The sequence below is a fragment of the Kitasatospora sp. NPDC049258 genome (genome assembly GCF_040678895.1).
Taxonomy (GTDB): domain Bacteria; phylum Actinomycetota; class Actinomycetes; order Streptomycetales; family Streptomycetaceae; genus Kitasatospora.
In genome coordinates, this window is the sequence record NZ_JBFAQT010000013.1 from 1 (window position 1) to 17,119 (window position 17,119).

Genomic DNA, 17,119 nt, shown 5'->3' on the forward strand with positions numbered 1-17,119 from the left:
GCTCCTCTTCCCGTACGCACGGGCGCTGGTCACTGCTTGTCACTGCGCCTGGGCGCCCGTACCGCCGCTCCGCGGTGTGCCGACGACTGCTATCCCAGCTTCTTCCAGGGGCCGTTGGCCGTGTCCGGGGTCTGGGTGCGGGTGTACCAGCGGGCCTGGTAGACCACGCCGAGGTAGCGGACCTTGTCGCCGGCGATGTACACCGTGCTCGGGGTCCACGGCGCGATGCCGTCCGGGCCGGCCGGGGCCTGCTCCTCCCAGGGGCCGTTCGGGTTCCCGGGGGCCTGGTTCCGGGTGTACTGGCGGGCCTTGAAGACCTTGCCGCCGTAGGACGCCAGGTCGCCGGCCCGGAAGACCCGGGAGGCCGTCCAGGCGGCGGTGCCGTCCTCGGTCAGCGCGATCTCCTGCCAGCTCCCGGTCGGGTCGCCCGGCTGCTGGCCGCGGGCGTACCAGGAGGCCTCGAAGAGCCGGCCCTGGTAGGAGACCCGGTCCCCGGCCAGGTACACCGCCGAGGATTGCCAGGCCGTCGGCAGGGTCACCGTGACGGTCAGCGTCCGGGTGACCGGGGTCAGCAGGGCGCTGCCCCCGTACGAGACCAGGAGCGGGTGCGCGCCGGCGGCCAGGCCGATCGGGAGGGTGAGGACCGCCGTGCCGTCCTGGGCGAGCACGGCCCGGCCGCGCTCGGTGGCGCCCTCGGTCAGGACCACCGTGCCGCTCGCCGGCAGGCCGGGGGAGGAGACCGCCACCCGCACCGTCGCCGCCGTGCCGTACGGCACGGCCGGGGCGGCGACGGAGAGCTCCGGGCCGACCGGCCGGATCGCCGGTACCGTCAGCTGCCGGTCCGGCTCGGTGTTGCCGGCGGCATCGGTCGAACGGAAGGCGACGCTCCGGTCGGTGAAGTCCGGGGCCACGGTGAAGGGGCCGGTGTAGGTCGTCCACCGGCCGCCGTCGACCCGGTACTCGGTGCGGACGACGCCCGAGGTGGCGTCGGCCGCGGTCAGCGTCACGGTCACCGGGGCGATGACCGTCGCGCCGGGCGCCGTGGTCGCGCTGGTCCCCGGCGCCGTCCCGTCGGCACGCACCGTCACCGGGACCGGCGCCGAGGTGTGGCCGGCGTTGTCGGTGGCGCGGAAGCGGTAGGTCCGGATGCCGTCCGGCACCGGGATCGGACCCTGGTAGCCGCTCCACCCGCCGTCGCCGGCCTGGTACTCGATGCGCGGGGCGGTGCCCGAGTCGTCGGTGGCGGCGGCGGAGACGGTCGGCGTGGCGCGGTACCAGCCGTCGGCGCCGTCGGCCGCGGCCGGGGAGAGCGAGGCGGTGACCACGGGCGGGAGGTCCGCCGAGGTGATCCGCACGGTGGCGCTCGCGGTGGCGGTGAAGCCGAACTCGTCGGTGCCGGTCACGGTCACCGGGTAGTCGCCGGTCCGGGAGGTGTCGACCGTCGAGAGGTCCACGGCCACCGCCCCGGGCACGTTCAGCCGGGGGTTGAGTCCCGCGAGCACCGCCGATGAGGTCAGGCCGAGGCCGGGCGCCTGCACGGTCGGGTTGCCCACGGAGAGCCGGGCGACCGGGACCACGTGCACGGTCACCGCGACCGGTGCGGAGACCCGGCCGTCCGCGACGGCCGTCACCAGCACGGTGTACCAGCCCGGGGTCAGCCGGTCCAGGGCGCCGGTGTCGAGCGTCACCGCCGCGTCCGCCGGGCTCGCGGTGGCACCGACGGCCGCCCGCAGCTCCGCGTCGTCGGCCGGGCCGTGGCCCGCCTGGTGGACCAGCGCGTTGTGGGCGACCGCCACGGTCGGGGCCGCGGCCGGCGGCTGCGGGGTGCCGAGCGTGACGGTGGTGACCACGGCGGCGTGGTCGCTGGTCCAGGCGTTCGACCGGACGTCGGTGGCCGACGGCCAGCCGGCCACCAAGGTGTTGGAGCCGAGCACGTGCAGGTCGTCGCCCGCGCCGTAGACGTAGTCGATCCGGTCCTTCGAGGCGGTGGCGGTGACCGGGGACCAGGTGGTGCCCGGGTCGGCGGCCGGGTCCGGGTGGGCGGCCCGGAAGGTGTCGGTCAGGCCGGCGGCCGCGAAGGCGTCCGGGACCGGCCAGTCCACCGCACCGGCGTCGCAGTGCGCCGCCGCCGTGCCGGCCGTCCAGTCGGCGGCCGACGGGGAGGCCAGGCCGCCCAGCAGCAGCACCGGCCGGGCCCCCGCGGTGTCCGCCTTGACGGCCGCGGCGACCGCCTGGGCCTGGGCGTAGCGGGTGCTCGACCGCTCGGCGGCGACCAGCTGCCCGGCGTCGGCGCCGCCCGGGGCGCAGGCCCGGTCCGGGCCGTAGCCGGTCTCGTCCAGCGCCGTGTTCCAGACCCGGAGCTGGTGGCCGGCGACGTCGACGGTGGCCGCGACCGCGGGCACGGAGGTGGTCGCCGCGGTGGTGGCGGAGATCGGCCAGGCCGAGACGATGCCGAGGCCGTTGCCGCCCTCGTAGTCGTACCAGCCGAGGGCCTGGGCGAGCCGGTGGGCTCCGGTGCCGCCGTCCTCCTGCACGGCGATCACGCCGAGACCGTTGGCGGCGATCACGGCGAGGTCCTTGGGCAGCGCGTCGGACACGTGGCCGCCGTTGTCCCAGAGGTTCCAGGTGGCAGCGGCCACCTGCGGGGCGTCCGCGGCCGCGACGACCGGGACCTCGACGGTGATCTGCGCGGTGGTGGTGCCGTCCGTGGCCTGCACCGTGATCGTGCCCGGGTGCTGCGGCGCGCTGCCCGGCGCGGTGCCGGTCACCGTGCCGTCGGCGCCGACGCCGAGCCAGGAGTCGCCGCCGACCTTGGTGAACGAGCGGGCGGTGCCGCCGTACCAGAGCGCGGCCAGCGGCTGCTTGATCGGCCCGCCGGTGCGCACCGGCGGGGCGTGGAAGGTGTCGGCGACGAAGCCGGGCGACAGGGTCGCGACCGGAATCGGCAGGTCGACCGTCGAGGCGTCCGGCAGCGCGGTGGCGGCGGGCTTGGTGGCCCGGTAGTCGTTGGCGACCTGGGCGGGCGTCAGCGCCTGGTCGTAGAAGTCGAAGTCGTCGACCAAGGCGTCCACCGAGGCGCCGTACCCGCCGGTGCCGTCCTGGCCGATCATGAACGGCAGGCCGGAGGCGAAGCTGGTGGCCGAGGTCAACTGGCCGGCCGTGGACGTGGTGAAGAGGCTGCCGTCCAGGTAGGAGGCGACGGTCTGCGCCTTGCGGTCGACCACCACCGTGAGGTAGTGCCAGTTTCCCTGCAGCGCAGCCGGGTTGGTCGCGAGGTACTGCCGGGTGCCGCCGGCGGTGGTGCCCCAGCAGGCGCGGGTCGTGGTGGTACCGGAGACGTTGTAGAACGACAGGCCGGCGTTGTTGCAGGCGTTGAAGTCCTGGTTGCTGACCAGCGGGCCGTCCACGGTCTCGGCGTACTCGCCCCACCACATGGAGAACGAGAAGCTGCCCGAGCCGTCGGTTTGCCCGGCGGCCTTCGGCAGCTGGATCACCTGGCCGGCGCTGATGTGGGCGGCCCGGCCGGAGAAGCCGCGGGCGTAGGTGGCGGCGCCCTTCCACGCGGCGTCGTTGCCGTGGCCGGAGCCGTCGGTGACGGCGCCGCCCTGGTCGGCCTCGAAGTCGTACGAGGCCACCGGCGCGACCGTGTCGCCCGCTGCCCGGTAACGGCCCCAGACCGCGTACAGCGTCACCGTCGCGCCACCTGCGGCCGAGAGGTTGGCGACCTGCTGGCCGTCGGAGTAGGCCACCGCGCCGGTGGGTGAGGTCGCCCAGCCCAGGAAGCTGTAGCCGGTGCGGCTGAAGCCGTCGGCGGTGAGGGCGACCGGTTGGTCGTAGCTCAGCTGCTGGGCCTTGGTGGCGCCGCCGTCGGCGCCGTTGCCGTCGAAGGCCACCGTGTAGCGGTTGGGCGAGGAGACGGCCTTCAGCACCACGTCCTGCCCGGGCATGGTGAAGGAGCCGTCGGCTTCGACGGCCAGGCCGGCGGGGGAGACCGCCTGCCAGGTCGCGCCGTAGCCGGTCGCCGAGGTGGCGGTCGCGGTGACCCGGGTGCCGGGCAGCGCCCACGCGCCGGCCTGGTCGGTCGAGGTGCGCACGGTGGTGTGCTCGTCACCGGTGGCGGTGACCTGGAAGGCGCCGGCCGGGGCCCAGCGGGCGTACAGCGTGACGGTGCCCCGGTCGGTGGCGGTGAGGTTGCGCACCTGCGCCAGGTCCGGGTAGGCGCTCGGGCCGTCGGGGCCGGTGCTCCAGCCGGCGAACTGCTTGCCGGAGGCGGTGAAGCCGTTCGCGGTCAGCGCCGCGGGCCGGTCGTAGGTCAGCTGCTGGGCGGCGGTGCTGCCGCCGTCCGCGCCGTTGCCGTCGAAGGTGACCGTGTAGGTGTTCGGCCGGAAGGCGGCCTTGACCGTGACGGCCGTGCCGGGGGCGGTGAACGAGCCGTCCGCGCCGATCGCCAGGTCCGGCGGTGTCACCGGGGTCCAGCCGGCGAAGGAGTAGCCGGGGTCGGGTGCGGCGGTGAGCCTGTCCTGGGTGTTGGCGGCCGGGGCCGATACGGCGGCCGTGCCGGTGCCGTGGCCGTCGCCGGTCACCGTCACCGGGAAGTGGGTGGCCGGGTCGGTGGCCGCGAAGTCGGCGGCGACCTGGTCGGCGGTGATCGCCTGGTTGTAGAAGGTGAAGTCGTCGACCAGCGCGTCGTCGGTGGCGCTGTACGCTCCGGTGCCGTCCTGACCGATCCGGATCGGGCTGCCGGAGTTGAAGTTCGCGGCGCTGCTGCCCGAGTTGGTCGGGGTGGTCGAGAACAGCGCGCCGTCCACGAAGTACGCGTATGTGTGCGCCGTCGCGTCCTGCACCACCGCGAGGTGGTGCCAGCCGCCCCGGATGGTGGCGGTGCGGGTGGTGCTGTAGGTCTTGGTGCCGCCGACGCCGTAGCAGGAGCGCTGCTGGTAGGTGCCGCTCACGTGGTAGAAGGTGAACCCGGGGTTGGCGCAGGAGGCGAAGTTCTGGTTGGCCACCAGCGGAGCGTCGGCGGTGGACGTGTTGTCGTACCACCAGGTCTCGAAGGAGAAGCTGCCCGAGCCGTCGGTCTGGCCGGCCACCCGGGGCAGCGTCACGAAGTTCTTGCCGCCGCCGATGTGCAGCGCGCGGCCCGAGACGCCGGGGGCGTACGCCGGGGTGCCGGTCCAACTGCCGTTGTTGCCGTGCGAGGAGCCGTCGGTGACGGTGTTCCCGGAATCGTTGTCGAAGGTGTACGAGACCACCGGTTGGACGGCGTCGCGCTGGTCGTGGGTCGGGTCTGCGGCGGCCGGACCGGCCAGGCCGAGGACCAGGCTGCCCAGGGTCAGCGTGGTCGAGAGGCAGGCTGCCGTGAGGCGCCGCGAGGGGATGCGCATGCGGGGTGCTCCAGGTCGGAGGGGTTGGTCAGGCGATGGTCCGGGCGACCCGGCCGGCGTACCGGTGCCTCCAGCCGGTACCGGTGTCGGCGGTCAGGACGACGTCGTAGTAGCCGTCCGCCGTGGGCCAGTTGACGCTCTGGGCGGCACCCGGCGCGACCCAGAGGTGCTGCACGCCGCCCACGTGGTCGTTGGCGGTCAGCGTGTAGCGGACCTGCTGCAGGCCGTCGTTGCGCAGCGTGAGGACGACGATCGGGGTGGCCCCGGTGACCAGCTCCACGTCGACCCGCGGCACTCCCGTGTTGTTCTGGCCGGCCGGCAGCACGGTGCCGGCGTGGGAGCGCACGAAGCCGTCCGGGCCGTAGACCGAGAAGGCGTAGCGGCCCTGGTAGGCGGCGGCGTCCCAGGTGTATTCGCGTCCGGCGGCGGCACTGACGGTGAACGGGGTGTTGGTGAACGCCTTGTACTTGTCCGGGAAGACCTGGAGGCTGACGGCCTTCCCGGCCGGCCCGCCGGCCAGGCTCAGATGCGCGGTGACCTTGCCGGTGGCGCGGTTCTCGCTGAACGTGCCCTGCGGGTGGAACGGGAGCGGACGCGGGCGCAGCGCCGGGTGGTCGGTCCACTTGTCCTCGGAGGGCACCTGGCCCGCGATGGCGCCGCCGGCCCGGGCGATCGCCACCAGCGCCGCCGTGTCGGGCAGCGACGGGGTGCCGAGCAGCGGGCGGGTGAAGTCGATCGCGTTGGTCAGGTCGCCGCTGACGGCCCGCCGCCACGGGGTGATGGTGGTGCTCCGGGCCGGGGTGCCCAGCGAGGTGGTCCACACCTCCAGGAAGCGGATCACCGAAGTGTGGTCGAACACCTCGGAGTTGACCCAGCCGCCCCTGGTCCATGGCGAGACCAGGGTCATCGGGACCCGGGCGCCGTAGCCGATCGGGGTGCCGCCGGAGAACTCGCCCGCCGTGCCGGCCTCCGGGACCGGCGGCAGCACATGGTCGAAGTAGCCGTCGTTCTCGTCGAAGTTGAGGATCAGCAGGGTGTGGTTCCAGATGTCCGGGTTGCTCTGCAGCGCCTTGAGCACCCGGTTGGTGTAGTGCGCCCCGTGCTCCGGGTTGGCCGAGGGGTGCTCCGACCACTCGTACGGTGAGACGATCCACGAGACCTGCGGCAGCGGGTGCTCGGCCCCGGGGGCGCAGGCCGCGATGAACTCGCCCAGCACGCCGTTGAGGTTGGTGTCGCTGTCGTCGTCGGGCAGGCCGTCGGGCGCGTAGGGGAAGGAGTTGGCCCGCCAGACCACGCCGGTGCCCGGGGCGGTCTTCACCGGGTCGGCGAGGTTGGCCGCGCTCGGGGTGAAGGTGGCGAAGCCGCGGATCGGGTTGTCCTCGTAGTCGCCGCGCCAGCCGTCGCCGTCGTTGTTGTCGACGTAGACCCGCCAGGAGACCCCGGCCGCCTGCAGCGCCTCGGGGTAGGTCTGCCAGGCGCGGTTGCCGGAGGTCTCGCCGCCGTTGGAGGTGACGCCGTTCGAGGTGCCGGTCCACAGGTAGAGGCGGTTGGGCGTGGTCGGGCCCATGACCGAGCAGTGGTAGTTGTCGCAGAGGGTGTAGGTGCTGGCCAGCGACCACTGCCACGGGATCTCCTCGCCCGTGAGGTAGTTCATGGTGGCGCTGCCCTTGGCCGGTATCCAGTTGTTGTAGCGGCCGCCGTTCCAGGCGCCGGTGCCGGTGCCGTAGTCGTGCGCCAGGCCGGTGGTGCTCTGCGCCACCGTGGTCACGTGCTTCGGCTTGACCACGGACGAGCCGCTGGGCTGCGAGAAGACGTCGGTGCCGTTGGGGAAGCGCAGCCCCTGCTTGTCGTTGAAGCCGCGCACGCCCGGCATCGCACCGTAGTAGTGGTCGAAGGACCGGTTCTCCTGCATCAGGATCACCACGTGCTTGAGGTCGGCGATGGTGCCGGTGAAGCCGTCGGGCAGCGCGTAGGCGACCGGCCCGGCCTCGGTGCCGTCGGTCGGCCGGGCGGTCGCGCTGCCCGCGGCCAGCGCGGAGCCGCCGCCGAGCAGGCCCATCGCCTTGAGCATGCCGCGCCGGGAGAGCCCCGAGCGCAGGACCGACTGCGGGACCACCACCTGCGGCGAGGCGTCGTCGGACGGGGAGAGTCGGGGGTCGGTCGTCATCTGTCACTCCTGGTGAGCCGAACTGCCCGCATGAGGGCGATTCAGATCAGAAGCGCTCGCGATGAATCAACCGTGAACACGGCACGACGCCTCATCGACTCGATGGCCGGGCGGCCGGACTCGGTCGCCGACTGCGCGCACTGGGCCGGTTTCCGGCCCCGCGATCAGTGCGGCGGATCCAGCAGGGTCCGGTTCACGTCCCCCGGCCGCACGTCGAAGGCGACCACCTCCGGCAGGTACCGGTCCACCGCCAGCTCGGCCAGCCGGCCGGCCGCGGTCTCACCGGTCCGGGTCACCTGGAGCAGCGGGCCGGAGCGCCGGACCCCCAGCAGCCGGACGTCCTCGCTGGAGGCCGCGACGGCCTCGATCCGGTGCCCGCCGAGCGCGATCCGGACCCCGGCCTCGGCCAGCCCGTCGAAGACCGACGGCACGTCGTCGGGCAGCCGGTCCACCATCGGCTCCACCCACGGCGCCCAGGCCGAGCGCTCCACCATCACCGGCCGGCCGTTCAGCGTACGCACCCGCACGAACCGCAACACGCGGTCGCCCAGACCGATCCCGAGCAGCCGCGCCTCCAGGGCGTTCGCCCCGCTGCGCTCGCGCCGCACCACCTGCCCGCCGAAGTCCAGCCCGTGCCCGGCGGCCCAACCCGAGAACGGGCGCAGCTCGCCGACCGTCTGCGCCCGGAAGCCGGCCTGCACGTACCAGCCGGAATTCGGCCGCGACACCACCAGCCCGCGCCGGGCCAGCGCCGCCAGCGCCGTCCGCACCCGGGCCCGGGTCGTCCCGTACTCCCGGGCCAGCGCCTGCTCACCCGGCAGCCGTCCGCCGGCGGGCCACTCGGCTCGCCCGATCCGTCCTTCGAGGTCCGCCGCGACGGCCCCCGCACCCTGGGCCGTTGCTGGGACGGCGTCCGCCGCCGAGTTCTGCCGCACGCCTACGGTCTACCACCTTCCGCGGCGCACCCCGGTACGCGTCCACCGCCGCACCCCCGTGACCTGGGCACCAGCACGCACCGTTGCCCGGGTCGCGTCCTCGCCAGGGCAACCGAGCGTTTCCCCGCTCCGGGGATCCGTCGCTACGGGTGCGTCGCGGACGCGAGCGCGGCGAGGACACGTTCCAGGGAGCTGCCCAGGCCCCAGCGGGTGGAGAGGTCTTCCAGGGTCATCGGGTCCAGCGGCTCGATGGGGAGCGCCGGGTCGTGGTCGGGCAGCGGGCAGTCGGCGGCGACCCGCACCACGGTGGGCGCCACGTCCAGATAGGCCGCCCCCTCCACCAGGTTCCGCCGCCGGGCCGGGGTCAGCTTCGAGGCCGGATCCAGCGCGGCCGCCCGGATCCCGGCCAGGTCGCCGTAGGTCTGCAGGAGCTGCGCCGCGGTCTTCTCGCCGATCCCCTTGACCCCGGGCAGGCCGTCGCTGGCATCCCCGCGCAGCGCGGCCAGGTCCGCGTACGAGGCCCCGTCGACGCCGTACTTCTCCCGCAGCAGCGCGTTGTCGGTGATCTGCAGGCTGCCCACCCCCTTGAGGGGGTAGAGCACCGTGATCTCCCGGCCGTCGTCGACCAGCTGGAACAGGTCCCGGTCGCCGGTGACGATCTGGACCGGCCCGGCGGCCCGCGCGGTGAGCGTGCCGATCACGTCGTCGGCCTCGTAGCCGGGGCAGCCGACCCGGGCGATGCCGAGCGCGTCCAGCACCTGCTCGATCACCGGCACCTGCGGCGCCAGGGTGTCCGGGATCTCCTCCTCGGTGCCGGCGCCCTCGGCGGCCTGCTCGGCGAGCCGGTGGGTCTTGTACGAGGGGATCAGGTCCACCCGCCACTGCGGCCGCCAGTCGGCGTCCATGCAGGCGACCAGGTGGTCCGGGCGGTGGTCCTGGACCAGCCGGGCGACGAAGTCGAGCAGGCCGCGGACGGCGTTCACCGGCTGCCCGTCGGGGGACTTCACGGACTCCGGCACGCCGAAGTAGGCGCGGAAGTAGAGGCTGGCGGTGTCGAGCAGCATCAGTCGGGGTGCGGTCACCCTCAGATCATGCCGCACACCACTGACGAACCGTCGGCATCAGTGCTCGTGCGGCCCGCTGCGGTGGATCGGCCCGTGCGCGTCGGCGCAGTGCTCCCAGGGCTCGGTGCCGGGGCCGGTGATCTGCAGCAGGCCCTGGGCCTCCTCCTCGCCGACGTGGTCGACCTGGAGGGTGCTGTGGCTGATCCGGTACTCCTCGCGCAGCCGGCGCTGGAGCTCCCGGCGGACGGCGTGGCAGTCCCCGCCCGGGGTCACCAGGATGTGGGCGGAGAGCGCCGGCTGGCCCGAGGTGATCTCCCAGATGTGCAGGTCGTGGATCTCCTCGACCAGGGGCTCGGTGACCATCCGGTCGGCCACCGTGTCCGGGTCGATGCCGGCCGGGGCGGCCTCCAGGAAGATCCGCCCGGAGTCCCGGACCAGCCCGACGCCGGCCTTCAGCATCAGCGCCACCACGATCAGCGAGGCGATCGCGTCCGCCTGGACGAAGCCGGTGGTGATCATCACCAGGCCGGCCACCGCGGTGGCGATGAAGGCGTACAGGTCGGTCAGGACGTGCTGGAAGGCGCCCTCGACGTTCAGCGAGCTGCGGTTGGCCTTGGACATGCACCAGGCCGCCGCGATGTTGACCACGATGCCGACCAGCGCGGTGATCAGCACCAGGGCGCCGGTCACCTCGGGCGGGTGGATCAGCCGCTGGACGGCTTCGTAGCCGAGCCAGGCGGACAGCACCAGCAGGGTGACGCCGTTGGCCTGGGCGGAGAGGATCTCGGCCCGCTTGAGCCCGTAGGTGTAGCCGCCGCGGGCCGGCCGGGCGGACAGCCGCATGGCGATCAGCGCGAGCACGATGGACGCCGCGTCGGTCAGCATGTGCGCGGCGTCGGAGATCAGCGCCAGCGACTGGGCGGCGAAGCCGACCACCACCTCGCCGGCCATGAAGACCACGATCAGGGTGAGCGCGCTGAGCAGCCAGCGCCGGTCGGCGTCGGCGGCCACCCCGTGCGAGTGCCCGCCGTGCCCGCCCTGCCCGCCGTGGTCGTGCTCGTCGTGCTGGTGGTCGTGGCCGCCCATCGAGATCCTCTCCCGCACGTTCCGTTGGCCGGGCCGCACTGCCCGTCCACGAAGTGAACCGCAGATCGGAGGAAGATCCAAAGACTGCACTGGTGACCGTTGTCGTTCCCGTCGAACGGCCCCCACGAGGGCCACCGAACGGCCCCCGGCAGCTGCCGAACCGCCTCAGCCCACCGGGACCAGCCGGCCGGCCCGGGCCGTCGCGGCGGCGCCGACCAGGGCCTGCATCACCCGCAGGTCCTCGCCCTGCTCCGGGTGCCACTGCACGCCGAGCACGAAGCCGGCCCCCGTGCTGTCCTCCACCGCCTCGACGGTGCCGTCCTCGGCCCGGGCACAGACCGTCAGCCGCTCGCCGAGCCGGTCCACCGCCTGGTGGTGCGAGGTCGGCACCACCACGCCCGGCTCCGGGAGCAGCCCGCTCAGCAGCGTCCCGGGGACCGGCCGGACGAGGTGCCGGCCGTAGCTGTTCGGGCCGCCCGCGTGGCCTTCGTGCCGGACCAGGTCGGGCAGGTGCTGGAGCAGCGACCCGCCGCGGACCACGTTCAGCAGCTGCATCCCGCGGCAGATGCCGAGCACCGGCAGCCGCACGGCCGCGGCCGCGCGCAGCAGCGCGGCCTCCCAGGTGTCGCGCTCGGGCGCGAGGGCCTCGGTGCGGGGGTGCGGCTGCTCGCCGTACAGGGCCGGGTCGATGTCCTCCCCGCCGGCGATCACCAGGCCGTCCAGCCGGGCGACGGCGGCCGGGGCGTGCTCGGCCGCGTCCGGGGGCAGCAGGACGGCCAGGCCGCCGGAGGCCCGGACCAGGGCCGGGTAGCGCTCGGGCAGCATGACCGCGAGCCGGTGGTCGAAGCGGCCCCAGGCCGCCGTGGTGAGGTAGGTGCTGATGCCGATGACGGGCCGTGGGGTCATGCCGCGAATTCTGCCGTCTCGCGGGGCGGGAAGCGGCTGCTGGGGCGATCCGGGGGGAGGGCGTGTCTTTCTCATCCGAATCTCATCGGGGAAAGGCCGTTCTCAGGTCGAGCTGATTCCGCGCTTACCCGCGGGCGCCTAGATTTCTCCGGTGTGAGCGAGCAGATTCCCGCCGGGTGGTACCCGGACCCCAAGGACCTCACCGGCGACCCGCGGCCCGAGCGCTGGTGGGACGGCAACGGATGGACCACCGCCACCCGGCCCGCGCCGGTCGACGGTGCGGCCGAGCACGCGGACGGCCGGGTGCTGGAGGGCGAGGTGCTGGGCACCGGCCCGACCGTGCGCTACCCCGAGCTGCCGTCGGCCGTCGACCAGCCGGTGGCGCCCAAGGTCCGGCGCGGTCCGGGCCGGGCGGTCCTGCTGGCCGCCTCGGTGGCGGCGCTGGTCGGTCTGGCGGTCGGATCCGGGGTGACCTACCTGGCGATGGACGGCCGCTCCGGCGACAGCCGGGCGGTCGAGCGGCCCGGCCCGCGCTCCCAGGACTTCCGCGGCCCGGGCGGCGGCATCGGCGGCAAGGGCGGCAACGCTCCGGGCAACAGGCAGGGCAACGGCCAGAACGGCGGCCAGGGCAACGGCCAGGGTGGCCAGAACGGCGGCCCGGGTGGTGGCCCGGGTGGTGGCCCGGGCGGGGGGAGGCCCGGTGGCAAGGCCGGCGGCCCGGCCGTCGACGCCGTGAACGGGATCACCCTGCCCGTCCCCAGCGGCTGGCAGGGCGGCAGCACCGATGACGGCTACGCGGCCCTCACCATCGGCGAGTACACCTGCGCCGACGGCAAGAGCACCTGCTCGCTGGGCGGTGCGGTCACCGGCAAGGTGGCGGGCACCGACGCCAAGCAGGTGGCGCTGACCGACATCGCGGCCGCGGCCAAGGAGTCCTACGGCGACGTCAAGTCGCACGAGGAGCTGAAGTCGGAGCCGGTCACCGTGGCCGGCCACGACGGCTACCTGGTCCGCTGGAAGGTGGACGCGTCGCAGGGCAACGACGGCTACGTCGAGACCGTGGTCTTCCCGACCGGGGACGGCAAGCAGCTGGCCACCGTGCATCTGGGCTTCGACGTGGACGGCAAGGCGCCCGACGTCAAGGTGATGGACACCATCGTCGCGGGCATCGCCGCCTACGACGGCCCGGCCCTCGGCGGCGGCTCGGGCGGCACCCGCACCTGAGCGGCCCGCCCCCGCCCCGCCTCGCCATGCCCGTCCGGCCCCCGGCAGCCGCCGGGGGCCGGACGCGGTGGTGTCACCGCCCGAAGGTGGTGTCCCGGCCGCTCTGGATGACCGGGGAGTGGAACTCGCCCCCGGTGATGGTGTTGTGCACCGACCCGGCGGCCGGCGCCGGCTGGTGCGGTGCCAACTCGTCGAGCAGGGCCCGCAGCTGGGCGGCGGCCGCCGGGTCGGCCGCCAGCGCGCGCCGCAGCCGGGCGGTCCACTCCGCCTCCGCGCCCGCCGCCGCGGCGTCCTGGTCCTCGGCGGCCAGCAACTCCGCGCGGACCGCGTCCAGATCCTCGCAGACCGCCTCGCTGCGGCGCCCGAACAGCGCGGCGAACCGCCCGCGGGCCTCCGACCAGAGCTCGGTCACCATCAGCCCGACCAGCGTGGTCGCGCCCGATGTCGCCAGTGCGACGATCTCCGTCTCCATGACGGCCCCCTTCCGATCAGCAATCCGACCGATCGTCAGCATAGGGCCCGCCCCTGACGATCAGAGGAAGGTTTTGCCCTCGCCCCGGTAGGTGGGCACGGTCTCCGTCACCCGGTCGCCCTCGACCAGGTGCAACTCCGGGAAGCGCTCGCACAGTTCGCCCGCCTTGGCGTGCCGGAACCAGACCCGGTCGCCGATCAGCAGGTCGTCGGCGGCCGAGCCGAGCAGCGGTGTCTGCACCTCGCCCGCGCCCTCCTGCGGGTCGTAGCGCAGCCCCGCCGGCAGGTGCGGCACGGGGGAGCGGTCCGCCCCCGCCGCGCCCGAGGCCGGGTAGCCGCCGCCGAGCACCGTCACCACGCCGACCCCCGGCCGCCGCACCACCGGCTGGGCGAACAGCGCGGCCGGCCGCCCCTGGAACGAGCGGTAGTTGTCGAACAGCCGCGGCACGTACAGTCCGGAGCCCGCGGCCACCTCGGTCACCGCCCGCTCCGCCACCGTGCTCTCCACGCTGCCGGTGCCGCCGCCGTTGACGAACTCCAGGTCCGCCACCTGCCGCAGCCGCCGCACCACCGCGGCCCGCCGCTGCACCAACTCGGCCCGGGCCTTGGCCTGCATCAGCCGGATCGCCCGCGAGCGCACCGGCCGCCCGGCGATCCGGTCGCCCACCCCGGCGATGTGCCCCTCGTACGCCATCAGGCCGACCACCTGGAAACCGGGCCGGGTGTGCACCAGCTCGGCGAAGGCGCCGAGTTCCTCGGGGGTGCGCATCGGGGCCCGCCGGGCGCCGACCCGGATCCGGCCGCCCAGCAGATGCAGCGAGGTGTCCAGCTCCAGGCAGACCCGGACCTGCTCGTCGCCCTCGCGGGCCCGGTCGATCAGGTCGAGCTGGGCCGGGTCGTCGATCAGCACGCTGATCGCGCGGGCCAGCTTGGGGTCGGCGGTCAGCTCGGCGTAGCCGGCCCGGTCCGCGGACGGGTAGGCGAGCAGGATGTCCTCGAAGCCGGAGCGGGCCAGCCAGATGGACTCGGCCAGGGTGAAGCTCATGATCCCGGCGAAGCCGTCCATCGCCAGCACCCGCTCCAGCAGGGCCCGGCAGCGCACCGACTTGCTGGCCACCCGGATCGGTTTCCCGGCCGCCCGCCGCACCAGGTCGGCGGCGTTGGCGTCGAAGGCCGCCAGGTCGACCATGGCCAGCGGCGCGTCCAGATGCGCGGTGGCGCGGTCGTACCGGGCGCGGTCGCCGGCGGTGCCCGGGGCGGGGTGCAGGTTGGCCATGGGCGCAGACTGCCACACGGCGCTACCGCTGGGTAGGTCCTGTACCGGGGCTCCTGCGGGTGCCGGCCCGCGCGGCCGGGTGGCATACCCTCACGGGGTGGAGCCCAAGAACATCCCGAACCCCGGTTTCTCCGACGACGACGGCACCGCCGACCCCCGCCTGGCCGCGGCCCTGGCCGGCTGGGCCCAGGACCGGACGGCGGAGGGCGAGCTGCTCGGCGCCCTGACCGCGAGCCGGCTGCTGGTGCCGATCGTGGCCCTGCTCGGCGAGGTGGAGACCGATGCGAACGGGCTCAGACACGAGAAGACCAGCGACATGGCCGTCCCGGTGATCGAGGCGCCGGACGGCCGCCGGGCGCTGCCGGCCTTCACCTCGCTGGAGGCGATGGCCCGCTGGCGGGCCGACGCCCGCCCGGCCCCGGTGGCCGCCCCGCAGGCCGCCATGGTGGCGTACTCCGAGCGCGCCGACACCCTGCTGCTGGACCCGGCCGGCCCGGTCGCCTTCCCGCTGAGCGGTGCCCGGCTGCGCGCGGTGGCGGAGAACCGCGCGTACCTCCCGCCGCACGCGGACCCCGAGGTCCGTACGGCGGTGCGGGCACTGCTGGCGGCGGAGCCCGCCGTCGCGGTCGGGCACCTGCAGGCGGCCGAGGAGGCGGACGGCACCCTGGTGGTGGTGCTGGACGCGGCCCTCGCCGAGCAGCAGCTGCGGGCGGCGGTCGACCGGCTGGCCGGTGCGCTGACCGCCGATCCGGTGCTGCGGGTCAGGCTGGACCGCGGCCTCCAGCTCGCGGTGGTGCCGGCCACCACCGCGCTGCCCAAGGACCCGCTCCACCGGCGCTGAGCTTCACCGCCGAACAGCCGGCGCCCCCGAACTGCCGGCGCCCCCGAACAGCCGCCGCGCCCCGAACGGCCGGCGCCCCCGGAGCGGGGAGCTCCGGGGGCGCCGTGCGCGCGGGGTCAGGAGTAGACCGGCCCGGTGAACTTCTCGCCGGGGCCGGAGCCGGGGGCGTCCGGCACCAGCGAGGACTCGCGGAAGGCCAGCTGGAGCGAGCGCAGCCCGTCCCGCAGCGGTGCGGCGTGGAAGTTGCTGATCTCCGGGGCCCCGGCGGTGACCAGGCCGGCCAGCGCGGTGATCAGCTTGCGCGCCTCGTCCAGGTCCTTGTCCTTCTCGCCGCCCTCGGCGAGCCCGCACTTGACGGCGGCGGCGCTCATCAGGTGGACCGCCACGGTGGTGATCACCTCGACGGCCGGCACCTCCGCGATGTCGCGGGTCAGGTCGTCGAAGCCGATGGCCGCCTCGTCGCCGGTGTGCTCTTCGTGCTGCTCGGGCTGGCTGGTCAAGATGGCTCACTCCGTCGTGCCGGGTTGGGTACACAGCGAGCGTACCCAGGCCCGGTCCACCGGGTGCGCCGCAGGTGGGCGGCCCCGGGCCGCGGAGGGGCGGAATACCGGCGCGGCGGGAAAGGCTGTATGCTTCGAGACTGACCGGCCTGGCACCCGTATGGGTTCCCGGCCAGCAAGTGGAGGCTCCACCCAGGAGGCCCGAGAGGGCAACCGCGACAGTCTCCCACCCGCTTCGTCCTCACGGTCGACGGGTACGGTCCGCGACAGGCGCCCGCGAGGGTCGCAGGTCGCCAGTGGCGCCCTCACCCGGCGCCCAGGATTGTGTGGAGCCCCGCCTGTCACCGTGCGGGGCTTTTTTCGTGCTTGCGGTGCTGTTCGCAGCGCAGCATGAATGAAGCCCCGCCCAGTGGTCGAATGCCACTACGTGCGACCGCCGTCCGACGGCCGCATCGAAAAAAGGTGCAACCGAGGAGGCCCCATCAGCACCGAGCCCCGCATCAACGACCGGATCCGCGTCCCCGAGGTGCGACTCGTCGGTCCCAGCGGCGAGCAGGTCGGCATCGTGCCGCTCGCCAAGGCGCTGGAGCTTGCCCAGGAGTACGACCTCGACCTGGTCGAGGTCGCCGCCACCGCGCGGCCGCCGGTCTGCAAGCTCATGGACTACGGCAAGTTCAAGTACGAGTCGGCCATGAAGGCCCGTGAGGCGCGCAAGAACCAGGCGCACACGGTCATCAAGGAGATGAAGCTCCGGCCGAAGATCGACCCGCACGACTACGACACCAAGAAGGGTCACGTCGTCCGGTTCCTCAAGCAGGGCGACAAGGTCAAGATCACGATCATGTTCCGCGGTCGTGAGCAGTCCCGCCCCGAGCTGGGCTTCCGACTGCTGCAGCGGCTCGCGGACGACGTCCAGGACCTGGGCTTCGTGGAGTCCTCGGCCAAGCAGGACGGCCGAAACATGATCATGGTTCTTGGTCCGCACAAGAAGAAGACCGAGGCCATGGCCGAGGCCCGTGCCATCGCGGACGCCCGCAAGGCCGAGCGCCAGGGCCGGACCCCCGGTTCGATCGCCGAGGACGCCGAGGACGACATCGAGGCCGATGAGGCCCTGGATGTGGCCGAGGACGCCGAGAGCGACGAGGCCGTCGAGGCCGTCGAGGCCCCGGCCGCCGAGGTCGAGCAGCCGGCCGAGACCGCTCAGGACGCCTGAGCCCCCGTGGCTCACGGCTCGTCCGAGCGATCGGCCACCAGGTACCGGGGCA

12 protein-coding genes are annotated in these 17,119 nt (G+C 74.1%); 3 read left to right on the forward strand and 9 right to left on the reverse strand.

Features of this window, described 5'->3' with window-relative positions; translation table 11 throughout:
* Window positions 1-89: 89 nt before the first annotated feature.
* The 6 genes from AB0K43_RS13470 to AB0K43_RS13495 all read right to left on the reverse strand — a co-directional run bounded on the left by AB0K43_RS13470 (window position 90) and on the right by AB0K43_RS13495 (window position 11,542).
* On the reverse strand, window positions 90-5,384 hold the full coding sequence (locus tag AB0K43_RS13470; protein WP_363639087.1) for a LamG-like jellyroll fold domain-containing protein: 5,295 nt from the start codon (window positions 5,382-5,384) through the stop codon (window positions 90-92).
* Between the two features lie 28 nt (window positions 5,385-5,412).
* On the reverse strand, window positions 5,413-7,551 hold the full coding sequence (locus tag AB0K43_RS13475; protein ID WP_363639089.1) for an alkaline phosphatase family protein: 2,139 nt from the start codon (window positions 7,549-7,551) through the stop codon (window positions 5,413-5,415).
* Between the two features lie 164 nt (window positions 7,552-7,715).
* Window positions 7,716-8,486, reverse strand: a complete 771-nt coding sequence (locus AB0K43_RS13480; RefSeq protein WP_363639091.1) for a GntR family transcriptional regulator — start codon at window positions 8,484-8,486, stop codon at window positions 7,716-7,718.
* A 143-nt stretch (window positions 8,487-8,629) separates the two neighbouring features.
* Complete coding sequence (locus tag AB0K43_RS13485) at window positions 8,630-9,550, reverse strand: 5'-3' exonuclease (protein ID WP_363639366.1); 921 nt, start codon at window positions 9,548-9,550, stop codon at window positions 8,630-8,632.
* A gap of 57 nt (window positions 9,551-9,607) precedes the next feature.
* Window positions 9,608-10,636 carry a cation diffusion facilitator family transporter gene (locus AB0K43_RS13490; RefSeq protein WP_363639093.1) on the reverse strand — a complete coding sequence of 343 codons (1,029 nt, stop codon included), beginning with the start codon at window positions 10,634-10,636 and terminating at the stop codon, window positions 9,608-9,610.
* 165 nt (window positions 10,637-10,801) lie between these two features.
* Entirely contained in the window at window positions 10,802-11,542 is a 741-nt protein-coding gene (locus AB0K43_RS13495; RefSeq protein ID WP_363639095.1) for a gamma-glutamyl-gamma-aminobutyrate hydrolase family protein, read from the reverse strand.
* A 153-nt stretch (window positions 11,543-11,695) separates the two neighbouring features.
* On the opposite strand from AB0K43_RS13495, the gene AB0K43_RS13500 reads away from it, so the two are divergent.
* Window positions 11,696-12,766 (forward strand): DUF2510 domain-containing protein, encoded by a 1,071-nt coding sequence (locus AB0K43_RS13500; RefSeq protein ID WP_363639097.1) that lies wholly within the window; start codon window positions 11,696-11,698, stop codon window positions 12,764-12,766.
* 73 nt (window positions 12,767-12,839) lie between these two features.
* Here AB0K43_RS13500 and AB0K43_RS13505 read toward each other — a convergent pair whose 3' ends face one another.
* Window positions 12,840-13,238 (reverse strand): hypothetical protein, encoded by a 399-nt coding sequence (locus tag AB0K43_RS13505; protein ID WP_363639099.1) that lies wholly within the window; start codon window positions 13,236-13,238, stop codon window positions 12,840-12,842.
* A 60-nt stretch (window positions 13,239-13,298) separates the two neighbouring features.
* Window positions 13,299-14,513: an amino acid deaminase/aldolase gene (locus AB0K43_RS13510; protein WP_363639101.1), complete on the reverse strand. Its 1,215-nt coding sequence runs from the start codon at window positions 14,511-14,513 to the stop codon at window positions 13,299-13,301.
* Window positions 14,514-14,610: 97 nt separating this feature from the next.
* Between AB0K43_RS13510 and AB0K43_RS13515 the strand changes: the two genes are divergently transcribed.
* Window positions 14,611-15,354 (forward strand): SseB family protein, encoded by a 744-nt coding sequence (locus AB0K43_RS13515; protein WP_363639103.1) that lies wholly within the window; start codon window positions 14,611-14,613, stop codon window positions 15,352-15,354.
* Window positions 15,355-15,470: 116 nt separating this feature from the next.
* Here the strand turns inward: AB0K43_RS13515 and AB0K43_RS13520 are convergent, their stop codons facing one another.
* On the reverse strand, window positions 15,471-15,854 hold the full coding sequence (locus AB0K43_RS13520) for a DUF1844 domain-containing protein (RefSeq protein ID WP_363639105.1): 384 nt from the start codon (window positions 15,852-15,854) through the stop codon (window positions 15,471-15,473).
* A gap of 451 nt (window positions 15,855-16,305) precedes the next feature.
* Between AB0K43_RS13520 and infC the strand changes: the two genes are divergently transcribed.
* Complete coding sequence (infC, locus tag AB0K43_RS13525) at window positions 16,306-17,067, forward strand: translation initiation factor IF-3 (protein WP_363639368.1); 762 nt, start codon at window positions 16,306-16,308, stop codon at window positions 17,065-17,067.
* Window positions 17,068-17,119: the final 52 nt, after the last annotated feature.

Coding starts and splice junctions, on each gene's coding strand:
- AB0K43_RS13470 (WP_363639087.1), bottom strand. CDS start 5,384: ATGCGCATCCCCTCGCGGCGCCTCACGGCAGCCTGCCTCTCGACCACG.
- AB0K43_RS13475 (WP_363639089.1), bottom strand. CDS start 7,551: ATGACGACCGACCCCCGACTCTCCCCGTCCGACGACGCCTCGCCGCAG.
- AB0K43_RS13485 (WP_363639366.1), bottom strand. CDS start 9,550: ATGCTGCTCGACACCGCCAGCCTCTACTTCCGCGCCTACTTCGGCGTG.
- AB0K43_RS13490 (WP_363639093.1), bottom strand. CDS start 10,636: ATGGGCGGCCACGACCACCAGCACGACGAGCACGACCACGGCGGGCAG.
- AB0K43_RS13495 (WP_363639095.1), bottom strand. CDS start 11,542: ATGACCCCACGGCCCGTCATCGGCATCAGCACCTACCTCACCACGGCG.
- AB0K43_RS13505 (WP_363639099.1), bottom strand. CDS start 13,238: ATGGAGACGGAGATCGTCGCACTGGCGACATCGGGCGCGACCACGCTG.
- AB0K43_RS13510 (WP_363639101.1), bottom strand. CDS start 14,513: ATGGCCAACCTGCACCCCGCCCCGGGCACCGCCGGCGACCGCGCCCGG.